The 20367-nt window shown below is 65.6% G+C and carries 17 protein-coding genes, 1 pseudogene and 1 riboswitch; of the genes and pseudogenes, 11 read left to right on the top strand and 7 right to left on the bottom strand.

Annotated elements, in window-relative coordinates; translation table 11 throughout:
- Positions 1–161 precede the first annotated feature (161 nt).
- Positions 162–725 (bottom strand): helix-turn-helix domain-containing protein, encoded by a 564-nt coding sequence (locus tag ACVISU_RS27055; protein ID WP_456708884.1) that lies wholly within the window; start codon positions 723–725, stop codon positions 162–164.
- Positions 726–782: 57 nt separating this feature from the next.
- Between ACVISU_RS27055 and ACVISU_RS27050 the strand changes: the two genes are divergently transcribed.
- From ACVISU_RS27050 to ACVISU_RS27035, 4 genes and pseudogenes are all read left to right on the top strand, one after another.
- On the top strand, positions 783–1298 hold the full coding sequence (locus ACVISU_RS27050) for a GNAT family N-acetyltransferase (RefSeq protein ID WP_050405009.1): 516 nt from the start codon (positions 783–785) through the stop codon (positions 1296–1298).
- A 55-nt stretch (positions 1299–1353) separates the two neighbouring features.
- Positions 1354–2136: an MOSC domain-containing protein gene (locus ACVISU_RS27045; protein ID WP_050405010.1), complete on the top strand. Its 783-nt coding sequence runs from the start codon at positions 1354–1356 to the stop codon at positions 2134–2136.
- A 189-nt stretch (positions 2137–2325) separates the two neighbouring features.
- Positions 2326–2592, top strand: a pseudogene (locus tag ACVISU_RS27040) (toll/interleukin-1 receptor domain-containing protein); the annotation flags it as partial.
- 93 nt (positions 2593–2685) lie between these two features.
- Positions 2686–3204, top strand: coding sequence for a YARHG domain-containing protein (locus tag ACVISU_RS27035; RefSeq protein ID WP_456708883.1), 519 nt, complete (start codon positions 2686–2688; stop codon positions 3202–3204).
- 79 nt (positions 3205–3283) lie between these two features.
- On the opposite strand, the gene ACVISU_RS27030 is transcribed toward ACVISU_RS27035, so the two are convergent.
- On the bottom strand, positions 3284–3958 hold the full coding sequence (locus ACVISU_RS27030; protein WP_050405012.1) for a TIGR02594 family protein: 675 nt from the start codon (positions 3956–3958) through the stop codon (positions 3284–3286).
- A gap of 245 nt (positions 3959–4203) precedes the next feature.
- Here ACVISU_RS27030 and ACVISU_RS27025 point away from each other — a divergent pair, with 245 nt between their 5' ends.
- Entirely contained in the window at positions 4204–5076 is an 873-nt protein-coding gene (locus tag ACVISU_RS27025) for an alpha/beta fold hydrolase (RefSeq protein ID WP_456708882.1), read from the top strand.
- A gap of 146 nt (positions 5077–5222) precedes the next feature.
- Here ACVISU_RS27025 and metW read toward each other — a convergent pair whose 3' ends face one another.
- On the bottom strand, positions 5223–5888 hold the full coding sequence (gene metW / locus ACVISU_RS27020) for a methionine biosynthesis protein MetW (RefSeq protein ID WP_456708881.1): 666 nt from the start codon (positions 5886–5888) through the stop codon (positions 5223–5225).
- A complete protein-coding gene (gene metX / locus ACVISU_RS27015; protein ID WP_456708880.1) occupies positions 5885–7090 on the bottom strand; it encodes a homoserine O-acetyltransferase MetX in 1206 nt (401 codons plus the stop codon). Before metX ends, metW begins: the two co-directional genes overlap by 4 nt.
- Before the next feature lie 84 nt (positions 7091–7174).
- Positions 7175–7254: riboswitch (SAM riboswitch) on the bottom strand.
- Positions 7255–7439: 185 nt separating this feature from the next.
- Here metX and ACVISU_RS27010 point away from each other — a divergent pair.
- Genes ACVISU_RS27010 through ACVISU_RS27000 form a run of 3 tightly spaced genes read left to right on the top strand, consistent with a single transcriptional unit; the run spans position 7440 to position 10351 of the window.
- A complete protein-coding gene (locus ACVISU_RS27010) occupies positions 7440–8288 on the top strand; it encodes a chorismate mutase (RefSeq protein WP_050405016.1) in 849 nt (282 codons plus the stop codon).
- A 24-nt stretch (positions 8289–8312) separates the two neighbouring features.
- On the top strand, positions 8313–9410 hold the full coding sequence (gene hisC, locus ACVISU_RS27005; protein ID WP_050405035.1) for a histidinol-phosphate transaminase: 1098 nt from the start codon (positions 8313–8315) through the stop codon (positions 9408–9410).
- An 8-nt stretch (positions 9411–9418) separates the two neighbouring features.
- The gene (locus ACVISU_RS27000; RefSeq protein WP_456708879.1) at positions 9419–10351 is read left to right on the top strand and encodes a prephenate/arogenate dehydrogenase family protein; all 933 of its coding nucleotides are present in this window, start codon (positions 9419–9421) and stop codon (positions 10349–10351) included.
- A 150-nt stretch (positions 10352–10501) separates the two neighbouring features.
- Here ACVISU_RS27000 and ACVISU_RS26995 read toward each other — a convergent pair whose 3' ends face one another.
- The 3 genes from ACVISU_RS26995 to ACVISU_RS26985 all read right to left on the bottom strand — a co-directional run bounded on the left by ACVISU_RS26995 (position 10502) and on the right by ACVISU_RS26985 (position 14178).
- A complete protein-coding gene (locus ACVISU_RS26995; protein ID WP_244522086.1) occupies positions 10502–10981 on the bottom strand; it encodes a hypothetical protein in 480 nt (159 codons plus the stop codon).
- Positions 10982–11114: 133 nt separating this feature from the next.
- Positions 11115–12683: a hypothetical protein gene (locus ACVISU_RS26990; protein WP_456708878.1), complete on the bottom strand. Its 1569-nt coding sequence runs from the start codon at positions 12681–12683 to the stop codon at positions 11115–11117.
- Positions 12684–12990: 307 nt separating this feature from the next.
- On the bottom strand, positions 12991–14178 hold the full coding sequence (locus ACVISU_RS26985; protein ID WP_456708877.1) for a DUF2125 domain-containing protein: 1188 nt from the start codon (positions 14176–14178) through the stop codon (positions 12991–12993).
- A 176-nt stretch (positions 14179–14354) separates the two neighbouring features.
- Between ACVISU_RS26985 and ACVISU_RS26980 the strand changes: the two genes are divergently transcribed.
- From ACVISU_RS26980 to ACVISU_RS26970, 3 genes are all read left to right on the top strand, one after another.
- The gene (locus tag ACVISU_RS26980; protein WP_456708876.1) at positions 14355–14963 is read left to right on the top strand and encodes a gamma-glutamylcyclotransferase; all 609 of its coding nucleotides are present in this window, start codon (positions 14355–14357) and stop codon (positions 14961–14963) included.
- A gap of 112 nt (positions 14964–15075) precedes the next feature.
- A complete protein-coding gene (locus ACVISU_RS26975) occupies positions 15076–16887 on the top strand; it encodes a caspase family protein (RefSeq protein ID WP_456708875.1) in 1812 nt (603 codons plus the stop codon).
- Between the two features lie 170 nt (positions 16888–17057).
- A complete protein-coding gene (locus tag ACVISU_RS26970) occupies positions 17058–20351 on the top strand; it encodes an efflux RND transporter permease subunit (protein ID WP_456708874.1) in 3294 nt (1097 codons plus the stop codon).
- Positions 20352–20367: the final 16 nt, after the last annotated feature.

Genomic DNA, 20367 nt, shown 5'->3' with positions numbered 1-20367 from the left:
TTCAGGCGTGGTTCCGGCATCTTCATTGGGTTTTCCGCGGGCCGCGTTGACGTTCCTCAACCAGCCTCTGGTCGTCGCCATCATTTTTCAGGCTTGCCGCAGATGTGGGCACTTGGTTCCGAAACGGAAGAGCCACAGTCTGCGATTTCACCCGATCGAGCTCAGCGCCGCACGATGGCGACAAGGTAGCGGCAGGGCTGAGCAGTTTCGTTACGGAAGACGATGTCCGACGGCGGCCCGAGCTCGACGCGGTCACCCGCAGCGAGCTCGTGGCGCTCCGCCCCCTCCATCAAGGTGAGGCGGCCGCTGATCACCCAGACCACCTGACGGATCAGGTGATAGGCGCTGGCCGGGAAGCCGGCTTCCTGTCCCGCAGGCAGCTCGACTTCTACCAGCTCCAGCGGATTGGCCGGATGCAGGAACACCTGCCGCCGCAGATAGGCCGCCTTTGGATCGCGCCACACCGGCTGATCCTTGGCCCGCTGCAGGCGGGAACTGGCTGAGGCAACCTCGAACAGCGCGGCCATGGTCAGGCCATAGGCCGTGGCAATCCGCGACAGCGTCGCCGCCGTTGGGCTCGCCTCCGCCCGCTCGATCTTGCTCAGCATGGCCTTGGACACGCCTGCCCGCCCGGCGAGTTCTGCCAGCGACCAGCCGCGCCCCTCCCGCTCGGCGCGAACCCGCCGCCCGAGGGCTTCATCGGGCTTGTCTTCTATAATTGACATATCGTCTTATATAGTGGACGATCGGGCCTGTGCAAGAGGCCCGTCGAGGAAAGACCAATGATCATCCGCCCCGCCGCCGAGCAGGACATTCCCGCAATCACCGCGATCTTCAACGAGGCGGTGGTCAACTCGAATGCGATCTGGACGGAGAAGCAGGACACCGAGGCCGAACGGCTGGCCTGGATGAAGGCCCGGCTGGCGTTGGGCTACCCGGTGCTGGTCGCAGCCGAAGGGCCCGTGGTGCTTGGATACGGTACGTTCGGCGACTTCCGCGCCTTCCCAGGTTACCGCTACAGCGTCGAGCACAGCGTCTACATCCATGCCGACCACCGCGGCCGCGGGCTCGGCCGGGTCATTGTCGACGAGCTGATCGCCGCGGCCATTGCGCTCGGCAAGCACGTCATGATCGCCGGCATCGACGGCGGCAATCCCGCCTCGCTCCGGCTGCACGCGCAGGCCGGCTTTGTCGAGGTCGCGCGGATGCCGGAGGTCGGGCGCAAGTTCGGCCGCTGGCTCGAACTCGTGTTCATGCAGCGCGTGCTGGACACGCCTGGCGCGGCGCGGCCCGACTAGCTGCCTTGGCGTTGGCGGTGGTTCTCCTCGTCCGCCAAACAAGATAGAGCGGGGCATGGACAATACGCACGCTTGCTCCGCCCGGATCACCGGCATCTATCGCTATCCCGTCAAGGGTCTGACGCCCGAGCCGCTGCCCCACGCCGAACTCAAGGTCGGCGAGACGCTTCGCTCGGATCGCCGCTACGCGATCGAGAACGGTCCGAGCGGTTTCGATCCGGCGGCGCCGAAATGGCTGCCGAAGCCACATTTCCTGATGCTGCAGCGGGACGAGTGGCTGGCGCCGCTGCAGGCCCATTTCGACGATGACAGCCATGTGCTGACACTGCGGCAGGATGGCGCAATGGTGGCTCAGGGCGATCTCGAAACGGCAGAGGGGCGCCTGGCGATCGAGCGCTACTTCGCCGATCGTCATGCCGGCCGGATCAAGGGGCCGCCCAAGGTGCTGGTCAGCCCCGGGCACAGTTTCTCGGACGTGCCGCGCAAGGTGGTATCGATCATCAACCTGGCGAGCCTGCGGGCGATCGAGGAGATGGTGCAGGCGCCGGTGCATCCGCTGCGCTTCCGCGCCAACCTCTATGTCGAGGGCTGGCCGGCCTGGCATGAAGCTGGCCTGCTCGACCAGACCATTGCGATCGGCAGCGCGCGGGCAAGGGTTGTGAAACGGATCACACGTTGTGCTGCGGTCAATGTCGATCCCGACACCGGCGTGCGCGACCTCTCGGTCCCGAACACGCTGATGCAGCGCTTCGGCAACAATGAATGCGGCATCTACGCGGAGATCATCGGCGACGGCGGCGCAGCCGTCGGCGACACCATTGTCGCGGAACCGCACTAGGTCACGCCAGGTTCCGTATTCCTTGAAGACGGCATAAACGTGGATCGAATTGCAATGTTCGGTTGCGTGCAATAGACTTCACTCGAAATTTTGAATTGCAGCAAATTTGTCGAAATTGATTGCACGGGGTTGCCATGAGCATGATCATGGTTTCGTACCGGCGCGGTCGATCAGGACACAGCGGGCCGCATCGCCGACCATCTGATCGAGAAGTACGGTGAGAAATCCGTCTTCTTCGACGTCAACAGTATTCGCACCGGCGCCAACTTCGTCGACCGGATCGCCAAGGCCATCGTCGCCTGCGACATCGTCATCGCGGTGATCGGTCCGCATTGGATCGGCAAGACCGACGATGGGAAACCGGCGCGTCTGGAGGATCCCGCAGATTCCGTGCGCTTCGAGATCGAGACGGCGCTGAAGCACAACAAGACGCTGCTGCCGCTGCTGGTGAACGGCGCAACCATGCCGGAGGCTGCCGAACTGCCGGAATCGCTTCGCTTCCTGCACTTCTGCAACGCCGCCCGGGTCGACTCGGGTCAGGATTTTCGCATGCACATGACCCGCCTGATCGATACGATCAACGAGGTCCTGAGTGAGGCCGAGCGGTCGCCGCTGCGTGAAGTTTCGCCGATCAAGCGCTACTGGAAGTACGGCGCAGGCCTCGCCGCCGCAGCATTGGCGCTGGCCGTATGGACCGTCGGGCCCGCGTTCGAACATACCGTGGTGAAGTCAGGCGGACAGGGCGATCAGACCACCGTCGGACGCACGACGCCGCCCGCCGTTCCGACCTCCGTCACGCAGCGAGCCAAGGCCCATGACGGTTTTCTCTTTCCCGATTCCGATCGACGATTTCTAGCCGAGGCAGACCTCAAGGATATGTCGGCGATCGAGCTGCGGATCGCGCGAAACGAGATCTTCGCGCGGCATGGCCGGTTCTTCAAGGATCAGGTGCTCGCGAACTACTTTTCGCAATTCGCCTGGTATCAACCCGCCGCGGTCGAAGTCCCCCTGAGCAATCTCGAGGCAACCAACGTCGACACGATCGAGGCGAAGGAGCACGAGAAGTGAGGCCAGCCGGCCCTATCGGTTGACGTCGCACCGCGCATGGCCACCTCCCCCTTCTCTGAGAGAGGTGGCCAGTCCCTGATCAATTCGTCGGCATTACATAGGCGTAGATCCGGCCACGCGGGACCGGCAGCTCGCGGACGCGGTGGCTGCTGTTGCCGGAGATCATGATCGGATTGCCCTTGGCATCGACGCCGGTGATGATGCCAACATGACCGCCGCCGCGGCGGCCCATCACGGCGATGGCGCCGACCTGCGGACCGGAAACGCGCTGGCCATATTTGGCGAACGAGCTCGCCATGTCGGAGCCGGTGCCGCGATGGCCGGTCTGCTGCAGCACCATGTTCATGAAGCGCGCGCACCACAGGCTGGAGCGGCCGGTCGGGTTGCCGCCGCCGAGGTAACGGCGCGCCGTGTCGACGATGCCGGATGAGCCGAAACCGCCGGTCGCGCTCACGCCGCCGGTGTTGGGCACGGCTTCAGCGGAGCTCGGCAACCGGGCCGCGTTGGCCTCGGTGAAATCTCCGCCCGCCTCCGCCTGTGCGCGGCGCTCGGCGCGCGACAGCCGCGCGGTGTGCCGATAATAATGATGATGACCGGTGTGGCGCGCGAGATGGCCGTCATGGGCCGAATGCGCGTGGTGCGAATGACGCGGGCGGGCGGAGGCCGAAGAAGCCGAAACGACAGCGAGAGTGAGCGAACACAGAGCCAGCGCCAAGACTCGAAGCGACCGGCGATACGCAAGCAACTGAACCATACTTCACGAGATCCTCTGAAACGCCCCCCCAACTCCCCGTCGCGCTCCCAAGGAAACACCCAAGGGAATGCGGCGGTGGGTTTTGAAAATCGGGATGTGGCGCGAGGAAGATTTCATGCGGCGCGGCGAGAACGATTTTCGGGTCATTTCGCGCAATTTCCGTGACGAAAATCGCCAGAACTGCCGCATTGCGGCCGCGGAAATTAACTGCAAATCTGGAGGCGGCCAACGAGAGGAGAATTTCAATGCCCCATGCCATCACGAAAGATCATGTCCGCCTCTATTTCGAGGAGGCCGGCAGCGGGACCCCGATCATCTTCCTGCACGAATTCGCAGCTGATCACACCAATTGGGAACCGCAGATGCGCTACTTCTCGCGCGGCCACCGCTGCATCGCCTATTCGGCGCGCGGCTACACGCCGTCGGACGTGCCGGCGGACGCCGAGGTCTACACCTACAAGCATTTCTACACCGACGCGCTCGCGGTGCTCGACCATCTCGGCATCGCGAAGGCACATTTCGTCGGGCTCTCGATGGGCTCCTATTCGTCGCTGCAGATCGCGCTCAACGCGCCGCAGCGCGCGCTGTCGATGACGCTGGCTGCGATCGGCTCCGGCTCCAGCCTCGAGAATCTCGATGCCTTCCGCGCGCAGTGCCGCGCCAATGCCGAGCAATACGAGGCCATCGGCGCGGTCGAGGTCGCCAAGGTGACGCGCGAGGCGCCGAGCCGGATCCCGTTCCTGGTGAAGGACCCGCGCGGTCACGCGGATTTCTACGCCGCGCTCGCCCGCCACGACGCGAAGGGCTCGGCCAACACGATGCGCAGCTTTCAGGGCGGCAGGCCCTCGATCTACACCATGACCGAGGCCATAAGGCGCGTGCCGACGCCGGCGCTGATCGTGTGCGGCGACGAGGACGACAATTGCATCGCGCCCAGCATGTTCCTGAAGGCGCACCTGCCGGCCGCCGGCCTCTCGTTCTTCCCGAAGTCAGGCCACGTGCTCAACCTCGAGGAGCCGGCGCTGTTCAACGAGATGGTCGAGCGCTTCATCGCCCTGGTCGAAGCCGGTCGCTGGCCCGTGCGCGATCCGCGGTCGCTGGTGGCGGCACCGGTCTAGGCCGTCATTCCCCGGTGCGCAATTGCGCAGCTGAGGGCGATGCGTAGCATCGAACCCGGAATCCGTTCATCCACGGAATTTGCGGCCCGATGGATTCCGGGTTCTCGCTTCGCGAGGCCCGGAATGACGATCGCAACTAACCGCTCCTACTTCCCCCCACCCCGGCTGAGCAGGAACACGCCCTGCTCGCCGAACATGTTCCACACCCACCAGGGCAAGTTGAGCGGCACCGGGCGGCCGTAGAGATCGAGCGCCACGGCGCGCTCCATCTTGACGTTGATCTCCTCGCAGAGCTGCACGAAGTCCTTGATGGTGCAGAAATGGATGTTCGAGGTGTCGTACCAGCTCGCCGGCAGATTCTCCGTCCGCGGCATGTGGCCGCCGATCAGGAGCTGCAGCCGCATCTTCCAGAACCCGAAATTCGGGAACGAGACGATGGCGCGCTGGCCGATCCGCAACAAATTCTCCAGCACCACCTTGGGCTGCCGCGTCGCCTGCAGGGTCTGCGACAGGATCACATAGTCGAAGGCGTCATCGGGATAGTTGACGAGATCGGTGTCGGCATCGCCCTGCACCACCGCGAGGCCCTTGGCGACGCAGCCATTGACGCCCTGGCGCGACAATTCGATGCCGCGGCCGTCGATGCCGCGGCTCTCCAGGAGCTGCAGCAATTCGCCGTCGCCGCAGCCGACGTCGAGCACGCGCGAGCCCGGCCTCACCATCTCGGCGACCAAAAGATAATCCCTGCGATAACCGCCGCCGGTCCGCTCCGGCGCGACGCCCGGCAAGGGCAATGTCTGCTGCATGCTCATGACTGGCCGTCGTCCTTCAGTCCGCGCGCCTTGCCTGCGGACAGCAGGAAGGCGCGGGAGATTTCGAGGAATTCCGGCACGTCGAGCAGAAACGCGTCATGGCCGCGATCGGTCTCGATTTCGGCGAACGACACCCGCGCGCTCGACGCGTTCAGCGCATGCACCAGCGCGCGCGATTCCGAGGTCGGGAACAGCCAGTCGCTGGTGAACGAGACCACGCAGAACCGCGTCTTGATGCCGGTGAACGCCTTCGCCAGCACGCCGTTGTGGTCGGCGGCGATGTCGAAATAGTCCATCGCGCGGGTCAGGTACAGATAGGAGTTGGCGTCGAAGCGCTCGACAAAGGACGAGCCCTGGTAACGCAGGTAGCTCTCGACCTGGAAATCGGCGTCGAACGAGAAGGTCGGCAGCTCGCGGTCCTGCATCCGCCGCCCGAACTTGCGGTGCAGCGCGGCGTCCGAGAGATAGGTGATGTGCGCGGCCATTCGCGCCACCGCCAGGCCGCGATGCGGATGGGTGCCCTCGTCGACATAGCGGCCGCCGCGCCAGTCCGGATCGGCCATCACGGCCTGGCGGCCGAGCTCGTGGAACGCGATGTTCTGCGCCGAGTGCCGCGTCGAGCAGGCGATAGCAAGCGTCGCGAACACGCGCTCGGGATAGGCCGCGGTCCATTGCAGCACCTGCATGCCGCCCATCGAGCCGCCGACCACGCAGAACAGCGTCGCAATGCCGAGGCGATCGATCAGCATCGCCTGGGCGCGCACCATGTCGGGGATCGTAATGATCGGGAAATCGAGCCCCCACACCTTGCCGGTCGCAGGGTTCAGCGACGCCGGCCCGGTCGAGCCCATGCAGCCGCCGATCACGTTGGAGCAGATGATGAAGTATTTGTCGGGATCGATCGGCCGGCCCGCGCCGACCATGGTGTCCCACCAACCGGGCTTGCCCGTGACGGGATGGTTGTTATTGACGTGCTGATCGCCGGTCAGCGCGTGGCAGATCAGGATCGCGTTGGACCTGTCGGCATTGAGCTCGCCATAGGTCTGATAGGCGATCTGGAATGGCGCGAGATCGACGCCGCAATCCAGCTTCAGCGGCTGATCCATGCCGAACTTCGCCACCAATGACGACGGATGATCGGCCTCATGGGCGCGATCATCGGTTGCGGTCTGCGGGCTCGGTATTGGACGCACGTTGCTCATCTAGGCGACCCTGCCTCCGCGCGGGAGGGCTCGAACAGAAAATCAGGCCATAAAAAACCCGGCCTGAACAAGGTTCGGCCGGGAGCTGATCTGTCCCCGGCCTGTTTAGCGAGTTGTTTAACGTGGCTGCAAGCCGGCCGGCTCAAATGACCACGGAGTGCAGCGAACCTAGTCCTCAGGCCCCCCGTCGTCAAGGCGGCCAGCGAACGTCCCCTTGCCCGGCGCCGATGGTTAACCGAATGCGCAAGGCACGCCTGCGACGTTTCTCTTTGCTTTCGCTGCCCGTCTTTCCTAATCAGGGACCTGTCCGGCACGGCATCGGGCCGCCCGGACGACAAGGTTTGAGAGCATGTCCAACCTACCCCCGTCGCCACCCTCGCTGCAGGAGCTGCGCAAGGAGATCGATGCGATCGACGAGCAGGTTCACCGCCTGCTGATGGCGCGCGGCGACATCATCGACCGCCTGATCCAGGTCAAGAAGACTCAGGAGGTCGGCTCGGCGTTCCGCCCGGCGCGCGAGGCCAGCATGATGCGCGAGCTGGTGCGGCGCCATCGCGGCATCCTGCCGCTCGACACCATCGAGAGCATCTGGCGCGTCATCATCTCGACCTTCACCTACGTGCAGGCGCCGTTCGCGGTGCATGCCGACGTTTCGGTCGGCGAATCCGCGATGCGCGACTCGGCGCGGTTTCACTTCGGCTTCGTGGTGCCCTACGTCTCGCATTTCAGCGCCCAGGCCGCTATCGAGGCCGTGGCCAAATCGAAGGGCGACCTCGCGCTGGTCTCTGCGATCGCGAGCCGTACGCCGTGGTGGAATGCGCTCGAGACCGATGGCGCGCCGAAGATCATCGCGCGACTGCCGTTCCTCGAACGCGCCGACCATCCCGCGGCGCTGCCGGTGTTCCTGATCTCGCGGGTCGCCGACGACGCCATGGTGACGGAGGTCGAGATGTGGAGCGTGCGCGTCTCCGGCTGGAACGCCGATGTCGCCCGCGCGCTGGCCCCGCTCGCCGAGATCGTGGCGGTCCCCGACACCGCCTTCGACGGTGCCGCCCTGCTGGTCTCGGTCACCGGGCAAGACTTCGAGAAGATCAAGCTCGCCTTGATCGAAGCCGGCGCCTCGGTCCGCTCGTCGGCCCTCGTCGGCAGCCACGCAACGCGCTATACGGTCCCCTCTAACGGGTCGCCAAAGAGCTAGCCGTCTGTTTATCCGGAGTTGATGATGTCCCGCCCCGTGCCGAACCCCGGCATCCTCGATATTGCGCCCTACACGCCCGGCAAGAGCCCGGTGCCGGAACCGGGCCGCAAGGTGTTCAAGCTGTCCGCCAACGAGACGCCGTTCGGGCCGTCTGCGAAGGCGATCGCGGCCTACAAGGCCGCCGCCGACCATCTCGAGGACTATCCGGAGGGCACCTCGCGCGTGCTGCGCGAGGCGATCGGCCGCGCTTACGGGCTCGATCCCGACCGCATCATCTGCGGCGCCGGCTCCGACGAGATCCTCAATCTCCTGGCGCACACCTATCTCGCCCCCGGCGACGAGGCGATCTCGACCACCCATGGCTTCCTGGTCTACCCGATCGCCACCATGGCGAACGGCGCCAGGAACGTGATCGCGGCCGAGACCAACTTCACTGCCGATGTCGACGCCATCCTCAAGGTGGTGACGCCGCGCACGAAGCTGGTCTGGCTCGCCAATCCGAACAACCCGACCGGCACCTACATCCCGTTCGACGAGGTCAAGCGGCTGCGCGCCGAACTCCCCTCGCATGTTCTGCTGGTGCTCGACGCCGCCTACGCCGACTATGTCTCGCGCAACGACTACGAGCTCGGCATCGAGCTGGTCGCGACCACGGACAATACGGTGGTGACGCACACCTTCTCGAAGATCCACGGCCTTGCGGCGCTCAGGGTCGGCTGGATGTTCGGCCCGGCGCATATCGTCGATGCCTGCAACCGCATTCGCGGTCCGTTCAACGTCACGACGCCGGCGATGCTGGCGGCGGTGGCGGCGATCGAGGACACCGAGCATGTGCAGATGTCGCGGACCCACACCGAGCAATGGCGCAACTGGCTGACCGAGGAGATCGGCAAGCTCGGGCTCAAGGTGACGCCGAGCGTCGCCAACTTCGTGCTGATCCATTTCCCGACCGACAAGGGCAAGACCGCGGCAGAAGCCGACGCCTATCTCACGCGACGCGGTCTCGTGCTGCGCGCGCTCAACAATTACAAGCTGCCGCATGCGCTGCGCATGACCATCGGCACCGAGGAAGCCAACCGCCTCGTGGTCGAGGGCCTGCGCGACTTCCTGGGTGGAAAGTGAACACCGACGTGACCACCGCTCCGCTCTTCAACCGCATCGCCCTGATCGGCTTCGGCCTGATCGGCGGCTCGATCGCGCGCGGCGCACGCGCGCAGGGCCTGGTCGGCGAGATCGTGACCACCGCGCGCTCGGAGAAGACGCGCGCGCGTGTCGCCGAGCTCGGCATCGTCGATCGCGTCGTCGAGACCAACATCGAGGCGGTGAAGGATGCCGACCTCGTCATCCTCTGCATCCCGGTCGGCGCCTGCGGCCCGGTCGCGGCCGAGATTGCCGGCCATCTGAAACCCGGTGCCATCATCTCCGACGTCGGCTCGGTGAAGGGAGCCGTCGTCAAGGACATGGCGCCGCATCTGCCTGACGGCGTGCACTTCGTGCCGGCGCACCCGGTGGCCGGCACCGAGCACTCGGGCCCGGATTCCGGCTTCGCCGAACTCTTCATCAACCGCTGGTGCATTCTCACGCCGCCCGAGGGCACCGATCCTGTGGCGACCGACCGGCTGCGCACATTCTGGGCCGCGCTCGGCGCCAAGGTCGAGATCATGACGCCGGATCATCATGATCTCGTGCTCGCGATCACCAGCCATCTGCCACATCTGATCGCCTACACCATCGTCGGCACCGCCGACGAGCTGGCGCAGGTGACGGAATCCGAGGTCATCAAGTTCTCCGCCGGCGGCTTCCGCGACTTCACCCGTATCGCGGCCTCGGACCCGACGATGTGGCGCGACGTGTTCCTCGCCAACAAGGACGCCGTACTCGAGATGCTCGGCACCTTCACCGAGGATCTGTCGAAGCTCACCCGCGCGATCCGGCGCGGCGACGGCGAAGCGCTGTTCGACCATTTCACCCGCACCCGCGCCATCCGCCGCGGCATCGTCGAGATCGGCCAGGATTCCGCCGCGCCCGATTTCGGCCGGCCGCATGCGAATTTGACGAAGTAGGTGCTCTTTCCACTCGTCGTCCCGGCGAAAGCCGGGCCCCTTATGTGGTTCGGCCGGAGAGTCACACGTCCGCATTCCCGCGACATGAATCGTCCGAGCTGTGCATCTCGCTTGGCCGCTCTGAGCGGATGGATAGGGTAACGACGGCGCTCACCGTCGCAACCGCTGATCCCGGATCGGCCCCGCGGCCGATATCAGCGCAACCTTCTGTGTCAGCCGCTGGCGGCCGACGAGGCCGGCGGTTGCCAGCATGACGCCGCCGCCGAACCACAGCGAGCCGATCACGAACTCCCAGGCACGCGGTGGAATCTCATCGAACACGATGCCGTAGACCGACACCAATGCCGACAGCGCGGCAAGGAAGATGCCGCCCGCGCTCAGCAGCTCGACAGCATCGATCCGCCCCGTGGCGCGCAGGGCGGGCCTTGGAATATCGATGCCGAGATAGAAGCCGACGGCGCCGATCACGATCGCCGTCGCGATGAAGGCGAGTGTACCGAAGAAAGCGATGTGCCCTTTCGCAAGCTGGGCCGCAACGAAGGTGCCGGCCATGGCGCCGGCCATCGCCAGACCGGTTCGCTGCAACACATGCGCGGCGCGGCTGACCATCATCAGTTCGCGGGCGAGCACGGCTCTCTCCTTTCTGCTCATGATCCTCATCTGCAGGTGTCCTTTCCAGAGCAGTACGAATTACGCCTCTACCCGTAAGAACGGGGAGAGAGTGCTGAGCCGTCGCGGTTGCACAGCCGAGTCCCACCACCGTTTAGAACGGGTAGTAGCGGATCTGGGTCATGACGATGTGGTCGTCGGTCTTCGGCGCGCCGCCGACGCCCTCGAAGGCAAAGCGCTGGGTGTAGGAATATTGCGCGCCGGCCTTGATGGTGCCGTAAGAGCCCTTGAAGATCGTGTCGTAGAAGCCGACGGTATACTGCCTGACCTCCGAAGTGTTGCCGTTGCAGGTCGCGGCCGGCGAATTCTCGATGTTGCAGCCGAGATTGTTGTAGAGCGGATTGCCATAGCCGAACGGCACCGTGCCGACATTGGAGAAGGTCGCCTTGGTCTTCTCGAGCCCGGCATAGGCGTAGAGATCGAGTTCCGGCGTCGTATGCCAGACCGAGCCGACCAGGAAGGCCGTGATTGGCAGCGGCTGGATCGAGCCATCCTGGCGCACCGTCGCATCCGGGAACGGCGTCGCCGTGAAGCGGCCGAGCGAGCCATAGGATGCCGAGGCCTGCACTTCCAGCGTCTTCGGAACGATCTCGGCCGAGAGGTGCCCGCCGAAGCTCACCGTGTTGACGTCGTGATTGGCGAAGTTGAAGCGATCGTAAAAATCGCGATACAGCGCCCATGCTTCGACGTGCAGCTTGTACGGCCCGAGCCGCGGATCCCAGGCTCCCTTCACGGTGACATCAGGCACGTGGTTGAGGCTGACATTGTTCAGGCTGTTGAAGAAACTGCCGCCCGGGCCGGTCAGGTTCACCAGCAGGTTCGGATTGAGCACGCCTTGCGGCCCGAGTGCGGGCGTGCCGACCAGCGGCGTGTTGCCGCCGAAGAACGAGGTCTGCGGGTTTTCGGCCGAGACCGCGAGCTTGAACTCGGGCCCGATATCCTGCCAGACCCGGAGGCCCGGCTGCCGGGCGCCGAGGAAGCCCGGCACCAGCTCGAAATCGATCACGCCCGGCGTATCGGCGCCGCGCGGATCGATGCCCGCCTTGCTCGGCGTATTCAGCGACCACGACTGGCCGGCGAGCACATGCAGGCCGAGATCGTTGCGATCGATCTCGATGCTGGCCTGCCGCAGCCGCGGGTTGAACGAGTTGGTCGCAACCGAATTGGCGGTCTGCGCCGCGCCTTCGAAATCGAGCTCGCCATAGCCGGCGACGTGGATGGTCTCGGTGGCATTGGCTTCGGCGAGCACCGAGAAGCGGGTCTGGCGCGCGGTGAAGCGCGACTCGCCGGTGTTGTAGTTCTTGCTCTGCTGGAACGGGATGAAGTTGTAGATCGAGCCCGAATCCGAGGCGAGATTGCGGCTGCGATAGATGCCGGTGAGATCGACCCAGCCGCCGAAGGTGAAGGTGACGCCCTTGTAGCACAGCTTGCCCGAGGCGCAGGGATCGAACGGCACCGGCGCCTTGGCCGCCATCCGCGTGTTCTGCATTGCGCTCTGTCTTGCCGCCAGTGCCTCCTCCTTGCGCGCCTGCACTTCCATTTTTTGTTCGAGCTGCCTGAGCCGTGCCTTCAAGGCCTTCAGCTCTGACGCATCGTCGTCCGCCAACGCTGGACCTGCCGACAACAGCATGCTGCCGAGCAGAATCCCCCCGAGAATTCGCATCGCTTCCTCCACACGAGGTTGTTTCCTCAGGCGAGAGAGAGCGGCACTCGGGGAATGATATTCGCGATGGCCCGCAATATTCCGGTCACGTTTTTCTCATCGCGACCGCGGGAATGTTTTGCCGCGACGGGCGATATCGCGCGCGAGGAATAAGGAGTCCGCCCTGTTTGCCGGCTCCGTCATTGCAAGGAGCGTTAGCGACGAAGCAATCCATGCTTCCGCATATGCGGCGCAATGGATTGCTTCGCGTAGCCTGTCATCCGGCGGCGCTTCGCGCCGACCGGGTGGCTCGCAACGACGGAAGCGCTCAGAACAGCGGCGGAATCTGCGCGACTTTCAGCGGGCCCAAAAACACCGCGCCGTCGGCGAAGCGCAGCGGAAAGCTGCGCGCCTTCTTGCCTTCGAGCGCAGCTTCCGTGCCGAGCGAATTGATGCCGGCGGAGATGCCGGCATTGGCGTTCTGCTTGATCACCTTGCCGAGGCCGGGGATCGCGCGATCAAGCGCGCCAAACAAATTGCTGAGGTCCTGGCTCTTCACACCGGGCGCGACGCGATCGAGCGTTGACTGCGGCACGCCCTCCTCCAGCATCTTGTCGATGCCGAGCGCGGGAATGACGCGCTCGAGGCCGGCGACCGTCATCTGCAACTCGCCCTCGATGCGGCCTTGCGCGTTGAGGCGGAGCGTACCGGCCGCAACCGACAGCACGTCGCCCTGCTCGATCCGCGACTGCTGGATCTCGACGCTGCCGCCGGCCGCCTGGATCTCGCGGAAGCGATCCGGCCAGGGCTTCGGCGAAAAATCCTTCAGGCCGTTCAGCCGCGCATGAATGTCCGCGTTGAACGGCTGGGTGAGCAGCGGATGCACGTCCTGCAGGGTGCCGCCGGCAATCTGCAGCACGGTCTCGATCGCCGGGCTGTCCGGCGCCGAGCCTTCGACCTGCCGGCCGTGCAGCTCGATATGGTTGACGCGCATCAGCGGCGTCGGCGCGGCACCGCCGGTGCGATCGATCGCGAGATTGTCGAACAGCAGCGAGGCGCGCTGCGGCACCGCCGGCAGGCCGACCACGCTGGAGCGTCCGAGGCTCCAATTGACCTGCAGCGTCGGCTGCGCGTTGCGCTCGGCGATCGTGGCCGGGCCCTTGAACTCCGCGATCACGAGCTTGGGATCGTAGATCTGCGCCACGACCAGGATCTCGGCGAGCCGCGCCACGAACGACATTTGCGGCGAGGCAGTCTGCGACACCAGCATCACGCTGGGCTGCTCGCAGCGGATTTCGAGCCGGAACGGGTAGCCCGCCACCGAGCGCTTGTCGCAGTCATAGACCCGGCCGGCCTTCGCCTCCTGCGCGCGCCAGGCATCGGCCTGCACCCCGACCTGCGAGGCGGCGAAGAACCAGAAGCCGCTCCACAGCACCGCGGCGATCAGCACCGCGACGGGGACGGCATAAAGGCCGAAGCGCGAGCGACGGCGGGGGGCGGAGGTCATATCGGACATGCGGCGTCCTTTGGAGCGCGAATTTGTCAAAATCGAAGCGGCAGCAAGCCGCGGGCAAACCTTACGTTGCTGTTGCGCAACCCTCGCGCAACCTTTGCGTAACCCTTAGGTAACCCTTGGAAACATCACGGAATCTGCTTCGCTTCGACCTCGTGTTCTGCTAGCCCATCTCCGCGATGTCAGCAAATCCTCCCCACTCCGAAACCGACGGCGACCTCTGGGTGTTCGGCTACGGCTCGCTGATGTGGAAGCCGGGCTTCGAGTTCCTCGAGCAGGTACCGGCACGGCTGATCGGCGAGCATCGCGCGCTCTGCGTCTATTCGTTCGACCACCGCGGCACGCCGGAGAAGCCGGGACTGGTGCTCGGGCTCGACCGCGGCGGCGCCTGCCGCGGCATCGCGTTCCGCGTTGCCGCCCGCCTGCGCCACGACACCATCGCCTATTTGCGGGCGCGCGAGCAGACCACCAACGTCTATCGCGAGGTGATGCGCTCGGTGTGGCTGGAGAATGCGGCGCGCGATCGCGTCTCCGCGCTGGCCTATGTGGTCGACCGCGGCCATGTGCAATATGCCGGGCGGCTGTCGCTCGCCGAGCAGCTGCGCCTGGTGCAGCAGGGCCATGGCCGCTCCGGCAACAACCGCGACTATGTGCTGTCGACCGTCGCGGCGATCGAGCAGCAGGGATTTCGCGATGCGCCATTGCACCAGCTTGCGGTGATTCTGCATGACGCGGGCACCGCACTGCATCGCGATGCGCGCGCGGCGGGCGGACCTGATCCGGCCTGAATGCGGCGTGCCATCGGCGTCGATCGCATAGATTGAAGAGTTCGCGGAGTTTTGCCACGGCGCGAACAATATTGTGGTCTCAATTTCCGGTCGCTGGAATGGAATGACTGGAATGCGCCCCTCATTGCCAAAGCTCGCCGCCATCGGCCTGCTGTTGCTGCTGAACTCACCATCTCATGCCGGTCTGCGAGAGGATGGCGCGGCGTGCGACGCCAAGGAGCCGCACCCGGAGCTCGCGATCCCGGCCTGCACCCGCCTGATCGCGGCCAATCCGAGGGGGCGCGACCTCGCGACCACCTATTACAACCGGGCGCTGGCCTGGCATAACAAGGGCGATCTGGAGAAAGCCAAGGCGGACTACGATCAGTCGATCGCGATCAATCCGTCGTTTGCGCCCTCCTATGGCCAGCGGGCGAAGGTCTATCTGCAAAACCAGGACTATGACCGTGCGCTGAGCGACTTCGATCAGGCGATCCGGCTCAAGCCCGCAGGTCCGTTCAGCGCCGGCTGGTTCAACAATCGCGCCGAGCTGTTCGTGGCCACCGGCGACTATGATCGCGCGCTGGCCGATTACGGCACGTCGATCGAGCTCGATCCCAACTCCTGGTACGCCTACGTCAATCGCGCGCTGGTCTATGATTTCGGCGGCAAGGATCGGCTCGCGGCGCTGCATTGCCAGAGTGCGATCAAGCTCGCGCCCCGCGCAGCCGGCCCCTATTATTGCCGGGCCGTCGTCGAGATCAGCGCCGGCGATCTCGACAGTGCCGCGCGGGATATCGAACACGCGATCGCGATCCAGGACGGGCAATCCGAGTTCTACTCGCTGCGTGGCCTGACGCTGGCCAGCAAGGGTGAGCTCGACCAGGCCATGCGCGACTACGACCACGCCACGCAACTCAACGCCCAGGGCGCGCTGAACTACGCACGCCGCGGCCTCGTCGACGAGCAGAAGGGCGATATCGATGGTGCGCGCGCCGACTTCCGGCATGCGCTCGACGTCATCGGCCTCGATCAGCTCGACCGCACCCAGGGCCAGCGCGTCGCCAGGGAAGGTTTGCACCGGCTGGATCAGGTCGCCAGCCCGGAGAAGAGCGTCGTCGCGGATCACGACGCGGCCAAGCCTGGCACGGCAAAACCTGCCCCGGCGCTCGCCGCGGCCGTTCCGATCCCGCCGCTCGGCGCGGGCCCTAAGGCCACACCAACCGAACGGCGCATCGCCCTGGTCGTGGGCAACTCGAAGTACCGCTCCGTCCCGGTGTTGCCGAACCCCGGACAGGATGCCGCGGCGATTGCCGACACGCTGCGCGCCGTGGGCTTTCAGGATGTCCGCCTCGTCACCGACGCCACGCGGGACAGCCTGGTCGAAGCCCTCAAATCGTTCGCGAACGCGGCTGACGGCGCCGACTGGGCCGTGATCTACTATGCCGGGCACGGCATGGAGATGGCGGGCGAGAACTATCTGGTGCCGGTCGACGCCAAATTCGCGACCGACCGCGACGTGTCGTTCGAGGCCGTCGCGCTGACCCAGGTGATGGGCGCCACCGAAGGGGCGCGCAAGCTGCACCTTGTCATTCTCGATGCCTGCCGCGACAATCCGTTCGCCAACCAGATCAAGCGTACGGTCGCGTCGCGCGCGATCGGCAGGGGATTGGCCCAGGTCGAACCCGACAGCGGCACGCTCGTGGTCTACGCCGCCAAGCACGGCCAGGTCGCGCTTGACGGCGACGGCGGTCACAGCCCGTTCGTGACCGCCCTGATCAAGCGCATGCAGACGCCGCGGATCGAGATCCGCAAGCTGTTCGACCTCGTGCGCGACGACGTCATGGCGGCGACGGATCGCCGGCAGCAGCCCTTCAGCTACGGTTCGGTGCCGGGAGCCGAGGACTTCTATTTCGTCGGCGCCAGCCAGAACGCGGCGAAGTAGTCCGTGTCTGCCCGATCGAGAACGATGCGATCGAGAATGCGGCCCTCGTCGGGCGTCTGTCGCTATCCGGCAAATCACGGCGGGTGTATGGCAGCGGCCTGTGACATTTAGGCTTTTGCGTCGCGGCATGGACGGATAGAAGCTCATCCGCGAACATCGGCACTGATGCAATGAACCTCTCCGCCCCCTTCATCCGCCGGCCGGTCGGCACCACGCTGCTGTCTCTTGGACTGGTGGTGGCGGGCATCATTGCGTTCTTCAAGCTGCCGGTGTCACCGCTGCCCGACGTCGACATCCCGACCATCATGGTGCAGGCGACCCTGCCCGGCGCCAGCCCGGCCGACGTCGCTTCCACCGTGGCGAGCCCGCTGGAGCGCCATCTCGGCCAGATCGCCAGCGTCACCGAAATGACGTCGTCGTCCTCGCTCGGCTCCGCCCGCATCACGCTGCAGTTCGACATCGACCGCGACATCAACGGCGCTGCGCGCGATGTGCAGGCGGCGATCAACGCGGCGCGCGCCGACCTGCCGACCAACCTCCGCGCCAATCCCACCTACCGCAAGTTCAACCCGGCCTCGGCGCCGATCCTGATCTACACACTGACCTCGGACACGCTGACGCCGGCCGAGCTCTATGACGCCGCCTCGACCGTGCTGGCGCAGAAGCTGTCGCAGGTCGAGGGCGTCGGCGAGGTCTCGGTGGGCGGCGGTTCGCTGCCCGCGGTGCGCGTCGAGCTGATCCCGCCGGCGCTCTACAAATACGGCATCGGGCTCGAGGACGTCCGCGCCGCGCTCTCGAGCGCCAATGCGCACAGCCCGAAGGGCGGGATCGATGTCGGCGACCAGCGCTACCAGATCTACGCCAACGACCAGGCGAGGCGCGCCGCCGACTACAAGCCGCTGGTCGTCGCCTACCGCAACGGCGCCGCAGTGCGCCTGACCGACGTCGGCGACGTCATCGATTCCGTCGAGAATGTGCGCACGCTCGGCCTTTCTAACGGCAAGCCGGCAGTCGTGATGATCGTGTACCGGCAGTCGGGCGCCAACATCATCAAGATGGTCGACAGCGTGAAGGGGCTGATGCCGCAGCTCAGGGCCTCGGTCTCGCCCGCGATCGACATCACGCTGGCGATGGACCGCTCGAAGACGATCCGGGCCTCGCTGCACGACGTCGAGATCACGCTGTTGATCGCCGTCGCCCTGGTGATCCTGGTCGTGTTCGCCTTCCTGCGCGATGCGCGGGCCACGCTGGTACCGGTGGTCGCGGTCGGCGTATCGCTGATCGCGACCTTCGCCGTGATGTATCTGCTCGGCTACACCCTCGACATCTTCTCGCTGATGGCGCTGACGGTGGCGACCGGCTTCGTGGTCGACGACGCCATCGTGGTGCTGGAGAACATCGCCCGCCACATGGATGCCGGGATGTCGCGGCTGGAGGCGACGCTGGTCGGCACCCGCGAGGTCGGCTTCACCGTGCTGTCGATGAGCGTGTCGCTGATCGCGGTGTTCGTGCCGATCCTGCTGATGGGCGGGCTGGTCGGCCGCCTGTTCCGCGAATTCGCCATGACGATCACGATCGCGATCGTAATCTCGCTGGTGGTGTCGCTGACCACGACGCCGATGATGTGCGCGGTGCTGCTGCGCAAGGAGGAAGGCCAGCCGCACGGCCGGATCTACCGGATCAACGAGCGCGTCTTCGAGCTGATGCTGAGCGGCTACCGCGCGACGCTCGGCCTCGCGCTGCGCCATCCGCTGCTGGTGATGCTGATCCTCGGCTGCACGCTCTATCTGAACTTCCATCTCTACTCGGTGGTGCCCAAGGGCTTCGTTCCGCAACAGGATACCGGACTGTTGATCGGCTCGATCCAGGCCGACCAGAGCACCTCGTTCCAGCTGATGCAGCAGAAGCTGACCCAGTTCATCGACATCGTGAAGTCAGATCCGGCGGTCGACACCGCGGTCGGCTTCACCGGCGGCGGCGGCGTCGGCCCGGGCGGCACCAACACCGGCACCGTGTTCGCCTCGCTGAAGCCGATGGGCGAGCGCAACCTGCGCGCCGACAAGGTGATCGAACGGCTGCGCGAGCCGCTGGCACAGGTGGCGGGCGCCACCCTGTTCCTGCAGTCGATCGGCGATCTCGGCGCCGGCGGCCGCTCCGGCAATGCGGCCTATCAATACACGCTGAAGGGCTCGACTTTCGAGCAGCTGAACGAGTGGACGCCGAAGCTCGTCGCTGCCTTGCAGAAGGAGCCGACGCTCGCCGACGTCAACACCGACCAGCAGAACAAGGCGCTGCAAGCCAATCTCGTGATCGATCGCGACGCCGCCTCGCGGCTCGGGATCTCCGTCAGCCAGCTCGACAACACGCTCTATGACGCGTTCGGGCAGCGCCAGGTCTCGACCATCTTCGTCGCGCGCAACCAGTATCACGTCATCATGGAGGTCGCGCCGCGTTTCTCGCAGGACCCGCAGACCCTGAAGGAGGTCTATATCTCGACCTCGGGCGGATCGGCGAGCGGCACGCAGAGCACCAATGCGGTGGCCGGCACAGTGGCCTCGTCGTCGCAGAAGAGCTCGATCAGCTCGGTCGCCGCCAGTGTGGTGCGCAATCAGGCCACCAACTCGATCGGCGCCACCGGCAAGGGCGTTGCCTCGACCGGAACCGCGGTCTCGACCAGCGCGGAGACGATGATCCCGCTGTCGAGCGTCGCCCGCTTCGAGCACGGCGAGACGCCGCTCGCGGTCAACCACCAGGATCTCTTGGTCGCCAGCACCATCTCGTTCAACCTGCCGCCGGGCGTCTCGCTCAGCACCGCGACCACCACGATCGAGAACGCGATGCATGCGCTCGGCATGCCGGCGGGCATTTCCGGCGGGTTCGCGGGCTCCGCGAAGGTCTTCCAGCAGGCGCTGGCGAACGAGCTGTTCCTGATCCTCGCAGCACTTGCGACGATCTACATCTCGCTCGGCATGCTCTACGAGAGTTACATCCACCCGCTGACCATCCTCTCTACCCTCCCCTCGGCCGGCGTCGGCGCAGTGGCGGCGCTGATGCTGTCGCACACCGATTTTGACATCATCGGCATGATCGGGGTGATCCTGCTGGTCGGAATCGTGAAGAAGAACGCCATCATGATGATCGACTTCGCGCTCGATGCCGAGCGCCAGCGCGGGCTGTCGTCGCGCGATGCGATCTACGAGGCCTGCCTGATGCGCTTCCGCCCGATCATGATGACGACGCTCGCCGCGCTGTTCGGCGCGGTGCCGCTGATGATCGGCCTCGGCGAAGGCAGCGAGCTGCGCCAGCCGCTCGGCATCGCGATCTTCGGCGGCCTGATCCTGAGCCAGATCCTGACCCTCTACACTACGCCGGTGGTCTATCTCTATCTCGACCGCGCCAGGCTGTGGACGCAACGGCGCCGTGCGGCGCGCCGCGCACGCCGGGCAGCGGCACGCGCGTCCTGACCGGGCCGCGCACTCA

The sequence above is a fragment of the Bradyrhizobium sp. USDA 4452 genome (genome assembly GCF_054063575.1).
The sequence above is the reverse complement of the archived record's forward strand: the minus strand, read 5'-3'. Positions and strand labels throughout refer to the sequence as shown.